Below are 14,259 nucleotides of genomic sequence, written 5' to 3' on the forward strand. Positions count from 1 at the left end.
GCCCCATCGTTCCCACGCGTTTATTGCGCGGGAACGATTACTGTTGCATCAAGGTTTGACCAACCGTGCATCCAGGCTGTTTTGCGCCAGGCGTAGGGCCTGATCCTGGGTCATCCCCAGATGCTTGTGCAGCGCGTAAAAATTCTCGGTCACATAACCACCGAAATACGCGGGGTCGTCTGAGTTGACCGTGACTTTCACGCCGCGCTCAAGCATGTCGAGAATGTTGTGGTGAGCCATGTCGTCGAAGACGCAGAGCTTGGTGTTGGACAGCGGGCAAACCGTCAGCGGGATCTGTTCATCAATGATGCGCTGCATCAGCCGCTCATCTTCGATAGCGCGGACACCATGATCGATACGCCGAATCTTCAACAGGTCAAGCGCTTGCCAGATGTAGTCGGGCGGGCCTTCTTCGCCTGCATGGGCGACCGTCAAAAAGCCTTCATTACGGGCGCGGTCGAACACGCGCTGGAACTTGCTCGGAGGATGGCCCATCTCTGAGCTGTCGAGACCCACGGCAATAAATGCATCGCGAAATGGCAGCGCTTGATCGAGGGTCTTTTCAGCTTCTTCTTCGCTCAAATGGCGCAGGAAGCTGAGAATCAACCCGCTGGAAATGCCGAGTTTTTCCTGGCCATCTTTCAATGCAGTGGCGATACCGTTGATCACCACTTCAAAGGGGATGCCCCTATCCGTATGGGTTTGCGGGTCGAAGAAGGGTTCGGTGTGAATGACGTTCTGCGCCTTGCAGCGTTGCAGATAGGCCCAGGTCAGGTCGTAAAAATCCTGCTCGGTGCGCAGTACATCCGCACCCCGGTAATACAGGTCGAGAAACTCCTGCAAATTGTTGAAGGCATAGGCCCGGCGCAATGTTTCGACATCGGCCCAAGGCAAGGCGATCTTGTTGCGATCAGCCAGTGCAAAGAGCAATTCGGGTTCCAGCGAGCCTTCCAGGTGCAGGTGCAGTTCTGCCTTGGGCAATGCGTTGAGCCATTCGTACATGTGCTTTTCTCATCAGGTGCAGATAGTCGGCATTCTACAGAGGGATGTCCGCTTTGAGATCGCTTCCTTTACGTGGCGTGGCCGACTCGCCGGTTGAAGCCGCGGCGCAACGTATTTGCTGTTACCGTTAGTCGCGAAACATTTACTGACAATGACACTTTTGACCCAAGGCATTCCAATGCTGACTTACTTCAGAGATGAAAAGTTTCTACTGCTGGCTGTCCTCGGTGCGCTGATCGCGTTCCCCTTCGAACATGCGTTGCTGAATCATGGCCAGGGTGTTGCGCAGGCGGGCGGGATTGCACTGGTGGCGGCGATTGTCTGCGCGTCGATGCGCGTGGCCCACCATGCCGAACTGTTGGCGCATAAATTCGGCGATCCCTATGGCACGATGATCCTGACGCTGTCGGCCGTCTTGGTCGAGGTCGTGATTCTGGCGATCATGATGAGCAACGAGCCTTCACCGACACTGGTGCGCGACACGATTTATTCAGCGGTGATGCTCGATATCAACGGCATTTTGGGGCTGGCGGCGCTGATGGGCGGGCTCAAGCATGGCGAGCAGTCCTACAACGATGATTCGGCGCGCACGTACAGTGTGATGATCCTCACTGCGATGGGCGTTTCCATGGTGGTGCCGGAGTTCATTCCCGAAGGTGACTGGAAGGTTTATTCGGCGTTCACGATTGGCGCGATGGTGGTGCTGTACGCCTTGTTTCTGCGCATGCAGGTGGGGCCGCACAGTTACTTTTTCAGCTATAGCTACCCTGAAAAAATGCGCAAGAACTTGCCCGCCGAAGAGGCTCCATCGATCAACCTGGTGCGTTCGATCGGCACCCTGATTTTTGGCGTAGTGGTGATCGGTGCGCTGGCTGAAGTGATGTCGAAAACTGTCGACCTTGGCCTGGAGGGGACAGGCGCACCGCCGGTCATGACGGCAATTCTAGTGGCGGCTATTTCCGCTGCACCCGAGATTCTGACGGCCTTGCGCGCGGCCTTGGCCAACCGCATGCAGTCCGTCGTGAACATCGCGTTGGGCGCCTCGTTGTCAACGGTGATCCTGACCGTTCCAGTCATGGAGGCGATGGCGCTGTACAGCGGTCAGCCGTTCCAGATGGCGATGACCCCGGTGCAAAGCGTGATGATGTTCATCACGCTATTGGTCAGCGCGATAAACCTGAATGATGGCGAAACCAATGCCATCGAAGGCATGACTCACTTTGTGCTGTTCGCGACTTTTATCATGCTGTCGCTGCTCGGGCTTTAAGTCAGCCGCTGATCAACTGCCGCGCCGCCTGGGTATGATAGGCGATCAGCTTTTTTAGATCGAGGCCTTCGACCTGCCCGTCGATCACCCGCCAGCGACCGCCAATCATCACCCGGTCCGCCCGATCTGCACCGCACAGCAGCAGGGCAGACAGCGGGTCGTGACTGCCGGAAAAACGCAGCTCGTCGAGTTTGAACAAGGCAAGATCCGCTTGTTTACCGACCGCCAGTTCACCGATATCACTGCGCCCCAGCAGCGTTGCCGAACCTTTGGTGGCCCAGCCGAGCACCAACTCGGGGGTGATTTTTTCTGCACCATATCGCAGGCGTTGCAGGTACAGCGCCTGACGTGTTTCCAGGATCATGTTTGACGCGTCGTTGGACGCCGAGCCGTCAACGCCCAACCCCAGGGGGACGCCTGCGGCCAGTAGGTCCAGAGTAGGGCAGATGCCCGAGGCCAGGCGCATGTTCGAGCTCGGGCAATGGCAGACTCCCGTGCCAGCGGCGCCTAATCGTCTGATCTCATCCGGATTGAAGTGAATGCCGTGGGCTAGCCAGGTACGCGGTCCGAGCCAGCCGACGCTGTCTAGATAATCCACGGTGCGCAGGCCAAAACGTTGCAGGCAGAAGTCCTCTTCATCGAGGGTCTCTGCCAGGTGCGTGTGCAGGCGCACATCCAGTTGTTCGGCGAGGGCCGCGCTGTCGATCATGATTTCTGGTGTGACTGAAAACGGTGAACAGGGCGCCAGCGCAATCTGAATCTGCGCACCGTCGCCGCGCTGATGATACTCGGCGATCAGGCGCTGGCTGTCGGCGAGAATCACTTCACCCTGCTGCACGGTTTGTTGCGGCGGTAACCCTCCATCGGCTTCACCCAGGCTCATGGAGCCACGCGTGAGCATGGCGCGCATGCCTAGCTCATGGACGCTTTGCACTTGAACATCAATGGCGTGATCCAGCCCTTCGGGGAACAGGTAGTGATGGTCGGCGGCGGTGGTGCAGCCCGACAGCAGTAACTCGGCCAGCGCCACTTTGCTGGCCAGCGCCAGCTTGTCCGGGGTCAGCCGCGCCCACACCGGGTACAGGGTTTTGAGCCACGGGAACAGCGCTTGGTTGACTACAGGAGCCCAAGCGCGGGTCAGGGTTTGATAGAAGTGGTGATGGGTATTGATCAGCCCCGGCAGCACGACATGCTCACGGGCGTCGAAAGTGTGGCCGCAGGGCGCGGACGGTTGCTGGCCTGCGGTGAGCAGTTCGCGGATCACACCGTCTTCAATCACCAGGCCTCCACGGGCGTCGAGGTCGTTGGCGGTGAAAATGGCCAAGGGGTTTTGTAGCCAGATGCGGGTCGCAGGCATGGGCCGGCTCCTCTGAAAGTGGGGTTCAGGTTCGCCAGCTCAGTGTTGCCCTGTCTGCTGATCCAGGGTCGCCGTGCTTCAGGTAGAAGCCGCGGTGAGGCCGAAGTTTATCAGGCCGGTTAATTACCAGGGAATCGTTTCACCTTTGTAGTTGATGAAGTGATGACCACCCTTGCCGGCATAGTCATCAATCTGTTCGACCAAACCATGGGTGCTGGTCTCTACATCGATATGAGCATTTTCGCCGCCCATGTCGGTTTTCACCCAGCCCGGATGCAGGGACAGGACCGTCGGCTTCGGGTCCGCCAATTGTGTAACGAAGGAATTGGTCATGGAGTTCAGCGCGGCCTTGCTGGCTTTGTACAACGCCATGTCGTTGCCTTCGGGGCACGTAACACTGCCCAGCACCGAACTCATAAACGCCAGGACCCCGGTGTCGGGACGAATCTGCTGGATCATTCTTTCGGCCAGACGAATGGGGGCAATGGCGTTGGTCATGAACAGCTGGCCGAGTTCGTCGACGGTAGCTTGCGCGGCGCTCTGGTGCTTTGGTCCGCTGACGCCGGCGTTGATGAACAGCAGATCAAAAACCTGTCCTTTCAGCTTCTCGGTGAAGGCATTCAACGATGACAGCTCATTGATATCGAGCACCTCGACCTGCACCTCAGGGATCGTCTGTGGTCCACCGGCTTTGTGCAGGTCACGCACCGTGGCGGTCACTTGCCAGCCTTGCTCGGAGAGGCGCTGCACCAGGCCCAGGCCAAGGCCACGGGAGGCGCCAATGATTAGCGCGGTTTTGGTATGCGGCATGGATAGAACTCCTTGTTCACAAAAAGTGGTTCAGGGAAGAAATAGCCCAGAGGGAAATTGCCGCCTCATGGACTCAATGGACAACGTTGACCCAGGCGTTGTTGCAACTCAAGGCGTAACTCGTTTAGTTCGGCGATACGAATGTCGATGACGTTGAGTGTGTCTTCCCGCAGTTGAACAAAAAATGACCAGCTGAGCGCACGCCATGATCTGTCTACGCCTGAGGCAGGCTTGCACGGCTTATCCACAGGTTGCTCCACAGTTATTGTGCGCAAGACAAAAGTGCGGGAATAAAGAGTGACCGGGAAGTACCCAACTGCGATAAGTGACGATAACACCCTGTTTTAAGGAGGTTTTATTTCAGTAATGGGTGGATTGAGCAAAAAACAACCAGTCGTCGCAACGCCATACGCAGCAAGGCCCGCAGGGGTGTGTACTCAGCTTATCCACAGCCGGGTGCACAGTAGATGTGGGCAATTAACCAGAAGGGGGTAAGGCGTGGATTCAGTCGTCCTCAAGGCGCTGCAAGAGAATCCGTCCGCGACTCAGATCTGCCAGTTGTCGCTGCAAAATGTCGAAGTGCTCAGGGCCCAGGGCGATCTGCAATTCGACGCCATTGGCGGTGAATGTTTCGTTCTCCAGCAGGCCATGCAGTTCGGCCAGACGCACCTTGACCAGCGTCAGTTCGCTGAAACTGCACGTACAGCTCAATTGCACCCGATGGATCAAGGGCAGTCGCTCGGCCTGCTGCAGGCATTTATTTGCGCCACCACCGTACGCGCGAGCGAGGCCGCCAGTGCCCAATTGGATGCCGCCATACCAGCGGATCACCAACACCACGACTTGATCGCAATCCTGCGCTTCGATCGCTGCCAGAATGGGCCGGCCGGCGGTACCACCGGGCTCTCCATCGTCGCTGCTGCGATAGTGATCGGCCAGTTTCCAGGCCCAGCAATTGTGCGTGGCATTCAGATCGCTGTGCTGCTCGATGAACGCTTGGGCCTGGGCAGCGCTGGTGATGGGGGCTGCAAGGGTAATAAAGCGGCTTTTGCGAATTTCTTCCCGGTATTCGCAAGGGCCAGCAAGGGTAAAAGGCATGCGTATGTTCCAGCTATCGACGACGTGAACCACTGTTTCCTGTAACGGACCGCTCAAGCAGCCGGAGGCGTCAGCCCACAACCTTTGAGGATGATGCGGATCAAATTGTCGCTGGCGGTTTCCATGTCCTGCTTGGTCAAGCGGGCGCGACCGGTGACCCGACAAATCTGCGTGGCGAAGTCAGCGTAGTGCTGGGTGCTGCCCCAGAGCAGGAAAATCAGATGCACGGGGTCGACGGGGTCCATTTTTCCGGCATCGATCCAGGCTTGAAAAACGGCTGCCCGGCCCTGAAACCAGGCGCGGTAGTCCTGACTGAAATGCTCATTCAGGCATTCGCCTCCGCTGATGATTTCCATGGCGAAGATCCGTGATGCTTGTGGCTGGCGTCGAGAAAACTCCATCTTGGCGCGAATGTAATGGCTCAGCGCATGAGCGGGATCGTCGTCGACGCTCAACGCGTTGAACGTGCTGTCCCACAGGTCGAGGATGTTGCTCAACACCGCAATGTACAACCCCAACTTGTTGGTGAAGTAGTAGTGCAGGTTAGCTTTGGGCAAGCCTGCATTCTTCGCGATGGTGTTCATGCTGGTGCCTTTGAAGCCATGACGGGCGAACTCGTCCTCTGCGGCTTTGATGATTGCCTCTTCGTTCTTCTGGCGAATGCGGCTGGCAGGTTTAGCGACGGCTTGGGCGCTATGGGCTGGGACTTCAAAGGTCATGGGCGGTTCCGGACGGATCATGGGCTGCAAGCTGAGAACAGATAACGCACCCGCGACGATCAGACAAGAGCCAGCAGCGCAAATTAATGCTCCAGGGCGTCGATTTTGGCTTCAGTTTGGTCTGCGGGAGCAGTGTCCTTATGCTCCGGCAACAGCATGCACATCACAATGGCCGTGATACCGCCGCTGGTAATCGCCGAGTCGAACAGGGTCTGCACCATTTTTGGCAGGTGACTGAGCAGTGTCGGCTGCGCAGCAATCCCCAGACCTACGCCGAAGGATGTGGCAATGATCAGCATGCTGCGGCGGTCCAGTCGGGCTTGGGACAGGATGCGTACGCCCGCAGCAGCAACGCTACCGAACATCACCAGGGTCGCGCCGCCCAGAACGGGTTTTGGGATTTGCTCAAGCAGCGCGCCGATCATGGGAAACAGCCCCAGCATGAACAGCAGCGGCCCGATGTACAGCCCGACATAACGGCTGGCGACCCCCGTCAATTGAATCACCCCGTTGTTCTGGGCAAAGGTGGTGTTGGGGAACGCGCTGAAGGTAGCGGCGATCATGCAACTGACGCCGTCACCGAGCACACCGCTTTTGAGTCGTGCGATATAGCTGGGGCCGGTGATGGGCTGACGCGAAAGCATGCAGTTGGCAGTCAGATCACCCACGGTTTCGAGGGTGCTGATCAAGTAGATCAGGGCCACGGGAAGAAAAGCCGTCCAATCGAAATTGAAGCCGAACTTGAAGGGGATCGGCACGCTGATTATCGGTAAGTCGGTGATGATGTGCGGCTCAAGTTTTCCGCAAAACCAGGCGGCGAGGCTGCCCGCTGCCAGGCCAATGATAATTGCGGACAGGCGCACCCACGGCGTGTTCGAGCGATTAAGCAGAATAATCACCAGCAGCACGAAAGCGCCAAGCCCCAGATTTATCGGTTCGCCGAAGTCCGGCGCCTTGAAGCCGCCGCCCAGATCGGTGATGCCTACGTTAATCAGACTTATGCCGATCAGGGTGATGACGATGCCTGTCACCAGCGGGGTTATCACCCTACGTAACTGACCAATGAATCGGCTGAGAACAATCTGCACCAGCGCGCCAAAAAAACACACGCCGAAGATCATCGCCAGGATGTCTTCCGGGTTGCCGCCACGCTGTTTGACCAGAAAGCCCGCTGACAGGATGGCACCCAGAAACGCGAAGCTGGTGCCTTGCAGGCAGATCATGCCGGCACCGATACCGAACGGGCGTCGCGCTTGAATGAATGTGCCCACGCCGGAGACCATCAGCGCCATGCTGATCAGGTAGGGCAGGTAAACAGTCAGGCCCAGCGCCGAGCCAATGATCAGGGGTGGCGTGATAATGCCGACGAAACTTGCGAGCACGTGTTGCAGCGCTGCGAGCACAGCTGGCAAAGGTTTTGGCCGGTCATTCAGGCCGTAGATCAGGTCATTGTTGGGAGAAGACTCAGGCTGCATATCAAACTCTCGGTGCGGATGAGGGCGGATCAGTACCGATGTTCTGCAAAAAGCTGTCCAGGTGTTCAGGTAATGCAGCGTTTAAGTTTATTTAAGTCATTTAAATCAATTAGATAAAACATTTAGTAGCTATTTATCTGGTCGCAAATCCACCGCGCAGGCGCGGAAAAAGAGCCTCAGCGCGTGGCGGCCAGGCTTTCAAGAAAGCTTTCCAGCACCAGATGAGGGCGACGTCCCTTGCGAGTGACCGAGGCCAGACTCAAGTCATAAAAACGTGCCGTCGGTTTTAGCGCGCGCAGTCGACCTTGCTGAACCCACAGGCTGGCGTAGTGATCCGGCAGGTAGCCGATATAGCGCCCGGTGAGAATCAAAAAGGCCATGCCTTCACGATCCGAGGCGCTGGCGGTGCAATTGAGTGCCTGGTAATGCGCCTGAATGTCCGCAGGCAAGCGAAAGGTCGGGGCGATAGCGTCCTGAGCATTCAATCGTTCGTCGTTCAGCGCGGCGTCATCCATATAGAAGAGCGGATGGCCAACAGCGCAATAGAGTAGGGAGCGTTCGCTGTACAACGGCTGATATTCCAGCCCGGACAGGGCGCTGGCCTGCGGCACGACGCCCACGTGCAAGCGCCCGTCGAGTACACCCTGTTCTACTTCATGGGGCGCGATCATGCGGATCTGAATATGTACGTCCGGGCCGCGTTCCTTCAATTGCGCCAGGGCATGGGTGATGCGCATGTGCGGCAGTGTGACCAGATTGTCGGTCAGGCCGATGTTCAGCTCTCCGCGTAAATGTTGATGCAGACCGTTGACCTCGGTGCGAAAGCTTTCTAAGGCACTTAATAGCTGCAAAGACGACTGATAGACCTCCCGGCCTTCTTCTGTCAGGGAAAAGCCCGCGCGTCCACGCTGGCAAAGGCGCAAGCCGAGTCGTTGTTCAAGATCGCTCATCTGTTGGCTGATCGCCGAACGGCCAATGCCCAGCGCGCTTTCGGCCGCCGAAAAGCCGCCGGACTCGACTACGCTTCGAAAGATGCGCAACAAACGAATATCAAAATCGCTGACTTGGGCCAGTGGATCGGGTCGACGGGTGCTCATAGTTTAGTAATCGTCTAACTGAAGATTATAAATGTTGGGTTTTTCAGACTTTATCCCCGTGGCAACTTAGCTGCAACCACACAGCTCAATAAGCTGCCCCATCGCCCCGTGAGGTATTTGCATCCATGAATCTTCCTGAATCCGCCGAGAATTCTCTGGCCAGCCAATTGAAGCTCGACGCTCATTGGATGCCATATACCGCAAACCGTAATTTCCAGCGTGATCCCCGGCTGATCGTGGCGGCGCAAGGCAGCTACCTGACGGATGATAAGGGCCGCAAGATTTATGACGCATTGTCCGGCCTATGGACGTGCGGCGCGGGGCATTCGCGCAAGGAAATTCAGGAGGCGGTCTCGCGTCAGTTGGGCACTCTGGATTATTCGCCGGCGTTCCAATACGGCCACCCTTTGTCCTTCCAGCTGGCTGAGAAAATCACCGACCTGACGCCGGGCAATCTGAATCACGTCTTTTTCACTGACTCGGGTTCCGAATGCGCGGATACCGCGGTGAAAATGGTGCGCGCCTACTGGCGCCTGAAAGGTCAGGCCACCAAAACCAAAATGATCGGCCGTGCCCGTGGCTATCACGGGGTCAACATTGGTGGCACCAGCCTGGGCGGTGTGAACGGCAACCGTAAAATGTTCGGCCAGTTGATGGACGTCGATCATTTGCCTCATACCTTGCTGACCAGCAATGCCTATTCACGCGGCGAGCCTGAGTTGGGTGGGATTGCGCTGGCCGATGAGATGCTCAAACTGATCGAGCTGCACGATGCGTCCAACATTGCGGCAGTGATCGTCGAGCCGATGGCGGGCTCTGCCGGTGTGATCGTTCCACCGAAGGGTTATCTGAAGCGCCTGCGTGAAATCTGCGATCAGCACAACATCCTGTTGATCTTCGACGAAGTCATCACTGGCTTCGGTCGCACCGGTTCGATGTTCGGCGCCGACAGCTTTGGTGTGACGCCTGACCTGATGTGTATCGCCAAGCAAATCACCAACGGCGCGATCCCGATGGGCGCAGTGATTGCCAGCAGCGAGATCTATCACACATTCATGAACCAGCCGACGCCCGAGTATGCGGTCGAGTTTCCGCACGGCTATACCTACTCCGCGCACCCGGTCGCCTGTGCGGCGGGCCTTGCTTCGCTGGAATTGTTGCAGCGGGAGAATCTGGTTCAGCAAGTCGCCGAGGTTTCGCCCCATTTCGAAAGCGCGTTGCACGGCCTCAAAGGCTCGAAAAACATTGTGGATATCCGTAACTACGGCCTGGCGGGCGCGATCCAGATCGCGCCCCGTGATGGCGATGCCATTGTGCGTCCTTTCGAAGCGGGCATGAAACTGTGGAAGGCGGGCTTCTATGTGCGCTTCGGCGGCGACACCCTGCAGTTCGGGCCAACCTTCAACAGCAAGCCGCAGGACCTGGATCGCTTGTTCGATGCTGTCGGCGAAGTGCTGAATCAGATCGACTGATTCGCTATGGGTTTAAACAGCAGGCGCGGCCGAGATCGCGCCTGATCGTATTTTTTGGAGTTCTGTCATGAGCAACATCCAGCACCTGATCAATGGCGAGTTCGTTACCGATACCGGCCGTACTGCCGATGTGTTCAATCCATCGACCGGTCAGGCGGTTCATAAAGTCCCCTTGGCCAGCCGCGAAACCGTTCAACAAGCCATCGATGCTGCCAAGGCTGCGTTTCCCGCTTGGCGCAATACGCCTGCGGCCAAGCGTGCGCAAGTGATGTTCCGCTTCAAGCAATTGCTGGAGCAGAACGAAGCGCGTATCGCGCAGTTGATCAGCGAAGAACACGGCAAGACCCTGGAAGACGCCGCCGGTGAGTTGAAGCGCGGGATCGAGAACGTCGAATACGCGTGTGCCGCGCCAGAGATCCTCAAGGGTGAGTACAGCCGCAACGTAGGGCCAAACATTGACGCATGGTCCGACTTTCAACCGCTGGGTGTGGTTGCGGGCATCACGCCGTTCAACTTTCCGGCCATGGTCCCGCTGTGGATGTATCCACTGGCAATCGTGTGCGGCAACTGCTTCATCCTCAAGCCGTCGGAGCGTGATCCAAGTTCGACCTTGTTGATTGCTCAGCTGCTGAATGAGGCGGGGCTGCCCAACGGCGTGCTTAACGTCGTGCACGGCGACAAAACAGCGGTGGATGCGTTGATCGAAGCGCCTGAAGTCAAAGCGTTGAGTTTTGTCGGTTCAACGCCTATCGCTGAATACATCTATAGAGAAGCTACTTCCCGTGGCAAGCGTGTCCAGGCATTGGGCGGCGCGAAGAATCACGCGGTGCTGATGCCCGACGCGGATCTGGACAATGCGGTCAGTGCGTTGATGGGCGCTGCGTATGGTTCTTGTGGCGAGCGTTGCATGGCGATATCAGTTGCTGTCTGCGTCGGTGATCAGGTCGCCGATGCGTTAGTGGCCAAACTGGTCCCGCAGATCAAGGCGTTGAAGATCGGTGCCGGGACTACCTGCGGGCTGGATATGGGGCCGTTGGTCACGGGGCAACATCGCGACAAGGTCTGCAGCTATATAGAGGACGGCGTGAGCTCGGGTGCTGAGCTGGTGATCGATGGCCGCGGTTTGAGCGTTGCGGGCAATGAAGAGGGGTTCTTCCTGGGTGGCTGCCTGTTTGATCGGGTCACGCCGGAGATGCGCATCTATAAAGAAGAGATCTTTGGCCCGGTGCTGTGCATCGTTCGGGTCGATAGCCTGGAACAGGCCATGCAGTTGATCAACGATCATGAGTATGGCAATGGCACCTGCATCTTCACCCGTGATGGCGAAGTCGCGCGTTTGTTCTGCGACGAGATTGAAGTCGGTATGGTCGGGGTTAACGTGCCGCTGCCGGTACCGGTGGCCTATCACAGCTTCGGCGGCTGGAAGCGTTCGCTGTTTGGCGACCTGCATGCTTATGGCCCGGATGGGGTGCGCTTCTATACACGCCGCAAAGCCATCACCCAGCGCTGGCCGCAACGTGCCAGCCATGAGGCCTCGCAGTTTGCCTTCCCTAGTTTGTAAGGGGTGAAAGAGGCGGGCCGTGAGGCCCGCCTCTTTCGTTTAGAGCCCTGTTTTAACGATGTGACAGGTTTGTGAAATTAGGTGTTGACGGCCCGTCAAATCTCTCTATAATTCGCACCTCTTCCGGAGCAGATGAGGCGGGAAACTCCTTGTAAATCAAAGAGTTATCCGAAGTAAGCGGCGAGGAAGGGGTTTTGATCTTCTGGATCGAAAGCGGTAGAAAAGAGGTGTTGACAGCAGCGTGTAACGCTGTAGAATTCGCCTCCCGCTAACGAGAGACGTGAAGTTGATCGAAGCGCAAGTGGTTGAAGTTGCAAAGGAAACTTTGAAACTTGTTAAAATAACCGCTTGACAGCAACAAGGGCTGCTGTAGAATGCGCGCCTCGGCTGAGACGAAAGATCTCAACCACCCGCTCTTTAACAATTGAATCAAGCAATTCGTGTGGGTGCTTGTGTTGTAAGACTGAAGTCAACTGATTATCAGCATCACAAGTTACTCCGCGAGAAATCAAAGATGTAACCAACGATTGCTGAGCTAAATTTAGGGTTTTTTAAAAACCCAAAGATGTTTGAACTGAAGAGTTTGATCATGGCTCAGATTGAACGCTGGCGGCAGGCCTAACACATGCAAGTCGAGCGGCAGCACGGGTACTTGTACCTGGTGGCGAGCGGCGGACGGGTGAGTAATACCTAGGAATCTGCCTGGTAGTGGGGGATAACGTTCGGAAACGGACGCTAATACCGCATACGTCCTACGGGAGAAAGCAGGGGACCTTCGGGCCTTGCGCTATCAGATGAGCCTAGGTCGGATTAGCTAGTTGGTGAGGTAATGGCTCACCAAGGCTACGATCCGTAACTGGTCTGAGAGGATGATCAGTCACACTGGAACTGAGACACGGTCCAGACTCCTACGGGAGGCAGCAGTGGGGAATATTGGACAATGGGCGAAAGCCTGATCCAGCCATGCCGCGTGTGTGAAGAAGGTCTTCGGATTGTAAAGCACTTTAAGTTGGGAGGAAGGGCATTAACCTAATACGTTAGTGTTTTGACGTTACCGACAGAATAAGCACCGGCTAACTCTGTGCCAGCAGCCGCGGTAATACAGAGGGTGCAAGCGTTAATCGGAATTACTGGGCGTAAAGCGCGCGTAGGTGGTTCGTTAAGTTGGATGTGAAATCCCCGGGCTCAACCTGGGAACTGCATTCAAAACTGTCGAGCTAGAGTATGGTAGAGGGTGGTGGAATTTCCTGTGTAGCGGTGAAATGCGTAGATATAGGAAGGAACACCAGTGGCGAAGGCGACCACCTGGACTGATACTGACACTGAGGTGCGAAAGCGTGGGGAGCAAACAGGATTAGATACCCTGGTAGTCCACGCCGTAAACGATGTCAACTAGCCGTTGGGAGCCTTGAGCTCTTAGTGGCGCAGCTAACGCATTAAGTTGACCGCCTGGGGAGTACGGCCGCAAGGTTAAAACTCAAATGAATTGACGGGGGCCCGCACAAGCGGTGGAGCATGTGGTTTAATTCGAAGCAACGCGAAGAACCTTACCAGGCCTTGACATCCAATGAATCTGCTAGAGATAGCGGAGTGCCTTCGGGAGCATTGAGACAGGTGCTGCATGGCTGTCGTCAGCTCGTGTCGTGAGATGTTGGGTTAAGTCCCGTAACGAGCGCAACCCTTGTCCTTAGTTACCAGCGCGTAATGGCGGGCACTCTAAGGAGACTGCCGGTGACAAACCGGAGGAAGGTGGGGATGACGTCAAGTCATCATGGCCCTTACGGCCTGGGCTACACACGTGCTACAATGGTCGGTACAGAGGGTCGCCAAGCCGCGAGGTGGAGCTAATCCCAGAAAACCGATCGTAGTCCGGATCGCAGTCTGCAACTCGACTGCGTGAAGTCGGAATCGCTAGTAATCGCGAATCAGAATGTCGCGGTGAATACGTTCCCGGGCCTTGTACACACCGCCCGTCACACCATGGGAGTGGGTTGCACCAGAAGTAGCTAGTCTAACCTTCGGGAGGACGGTTACCACGGTGTGATTCATGACTGGGGTGAAGTCGTAACAAGGTAGCCGTAGGGGAACCTGCGGCTGGATCACCTCCTTAATCGAAGACATCAGCTTCTTCATAAGTTCCCACACGAATTGCTTGATTCATTGAAAAAGACGATTTAGAAGCAGCCCGAAATTGGGTCTGTAGCTCAGTTGGTTAGAGCGCACCCCTGATAAGGGTGAGGTCGGCAGTTCGAATCTGCCCAGACCCACCAATTTTGTGTGGGAAACGCCTGTAGAGATACGGGGCCATAGCTCAGCTGGGAGAGCGCCTGCCTTGCACGCAGGAGGTCAACGGTTCGATCCCGTTTGGCTCCACCACTTACTGCTTCTGTATTGTAGAGTT

Annotated in this window: 10 protein-coding genes, 2 tRNA genes, 1 rRNA gene and 1 pseudogene; 6 read left to right on the forward strand and 8 right to left on the reverse strand. The window is 56.6% G+C overall.

Translation table 11 applies throughout. The annotated features are described in order from the left end of the window. Nucleotides 1-48: 48 nt before the first annotated feature. The gene (locus RHM55_RS18230) at nucleotides 49-1,002 is read right to left on the reverse strand and encodes an adenosine deaminase (RefSeq protein WP_322177685.1); all 954 of its coding nucleotides are present in this window, start codon (nucleotides 1,000-1,002) and stop codon (nucleotides 49-51) included. Between the two features lie 178 nt (nucleotides 1,003-1,180). Here RHM55_RS18230 and RHM55_RS18235 point away from each other — a divergent pair, with 178 nt between their 5' ends. Next, nucleotides 1,181-2,269: a calcium:proton antiporter gene (locus tag RHM55_RS18235; RefSeq protein WP_322177686.1), complete on the forward strand. Its 1,089-nt coding sequence runs from the start codon at nucleotides 1,181-1,183 to the stop codon at nucleotides 2,267-2,269. A gap of 1 nt (nucleotide 2,270) precedes the next feature. Here RHM55_RS18235 and RHM55_RS18240 read toward each other — a convergent pair whose 3' ends face one another. From RHM55_RS18240 to RHM55_RS18270, 7 genes and pseudogenes are all read right to left on the reverse strand, one after another. After that, nucleotides 2,271-3,626 carry an 8-oxoguanine deaminase gene (locus RHM55_RS18240; protein WP_322177687.1) on the reverse strand — a complete coding sequence of 452 codons (1,356 nt, stop codon included), beginning with the start codon at nucleotides 3,624-3,626 and terminating at the stop codon, nucleotides 2,271-2,273. Between the two features lie 123 nt (nucleotides 3,627-3,749). Next, entirely contained in the window at nucleotides 3,750-4,436 is a 687-nt protein-coding gene (locus RHM55_RS18245) for an SDR family oxidoreductase (protein ID WP_322177688.1), read from the reverse strand. 65 nt (nucleotides 4,437-4,501) lie between these two features. Continuing rightward, nucleotides 4,502-4,612, reverse strand: a pseudogene (locus RHM55_RS18250) (MerR family transcriptional regulator); the annotation flags it as partial. 328 nt (nucleotides 4,613-4,940) lie between these two features. Then, nucleotides 4,941-5,534, reverse strand: a complete 594-nt coding sequence (locus RHM55_RS18255; RefSeq protein ID WP_322177689.1) for a YigZ family protein — start codon at nucleotides 5,532-5,534, stop codon at nucleotides 4,941-4,943. Nucleotides 5,535-5,587: 53 nt separating this feature from the next. Continuing rightward, nucleotides 5,588-6,253, reverse strand: a complete 666-nt coding sequence (locus RHM55_RS18260) for a TetR/AcrR family transcriptional regulator (RefSeq protein WP_322177690.1) — start codon at nucleotides 6,251-6,253, stop codon at nucleotides 5,588-5,590. A gap of 83 nt (nucleotides 6,254-6,336) precedes the next feature. Continuing rightward, on the reverse strand, nucleotides 6,337-7,728 hold the full coding sequence (locus RHM55_RS18265) for a nucleobase:cation symporter-2 family protein (RefSeq protein ID WP_322177691.1): 1,392 nt from the start codon (nucleotides 7,726-7,728) through the stop codon (nucleotides 6,337-6,339). A gap of 176 nt (nucleotides 7,729-7,904) precedes the next feature. Beyond that, on the reverse strand, nucleotides 7,905-8,825 hold the full coding sequence (locus tag RHM55_RS18270) for a LysR family transcriptional regulator (protein ID WP_322177692.1): 921 nt from the start codon (nucleotides 8,823-8,825) through the stop codon (nucleotides 7,905-7,907). Between the two features lie 125 nt (nucleotides 8,826-8,950). On the opposite strand from RHM55_RS18270, the gene RHM55_RS18275 reads away from it, so the two are divergent. From RHM55_RS18275 to RHM55_RS18295, 5 genes are all read left to right on the forward strand, one after another. Further along, the gene (locus RHM55_RS18275) at nucleotides 8,951-10,297 is read left to right on the forward strand and encodes an aspartate aminotransferase family protein (RefSeq protein ID WP_219062571.1); all 1,347 of its coding nucleotides are present in this window, start codon (nucleotides 8,951-8,953) and stop codon (nucleotides 10,295-10,297) included. A gap of 67 nt (nucleotides 10,298-10,364) precedes the next feature. After that, nucleotides 10,365-11,858, forward strand: coding sequence for a CoA-acylating methylmalonate-semialdehyde dehydrogenase (locus tag RHM55_RS18280; protein ID WP_322177693.1), 1,494 nt, complete (start codon nucleotides 10,365-10,367; stop codon nucleotides 11,856-11,858). Nucleotides 11,859-12,429: 571 nt separating this feature from the next. Further along, nucleotides 12,430-13,968 (forward strand): 16S ribosomal RNA (locus RHM55_RS18285). A gap of 83 nt (nucleotides 13,969-14,051) precedes the next feature. After that, nucleotides 14,052-14,128, forward strand: a tRNA-Ile gene (locus tag RHM55_RS18290). Nucleotides 14,129-14,158: 30 nt separating this feature from the next. Next, nucleotides 14,159-14,234 (forward strand) — tRNA-Ala (locus tag RHM55_RS18295). Nucleotides 14,235-14,259 lie beyond the last annotated feature (25 nt).

Source organism: Pseudomonas sp. MH9.2, from assembly GCF_034353875.1.
Taxonomy (GTDB): Bacteria; Pseudomonadota; Gammaproteobacteria; order Pseudomonadales; family Pseudomonadaceae; genus Aquipseudomonas.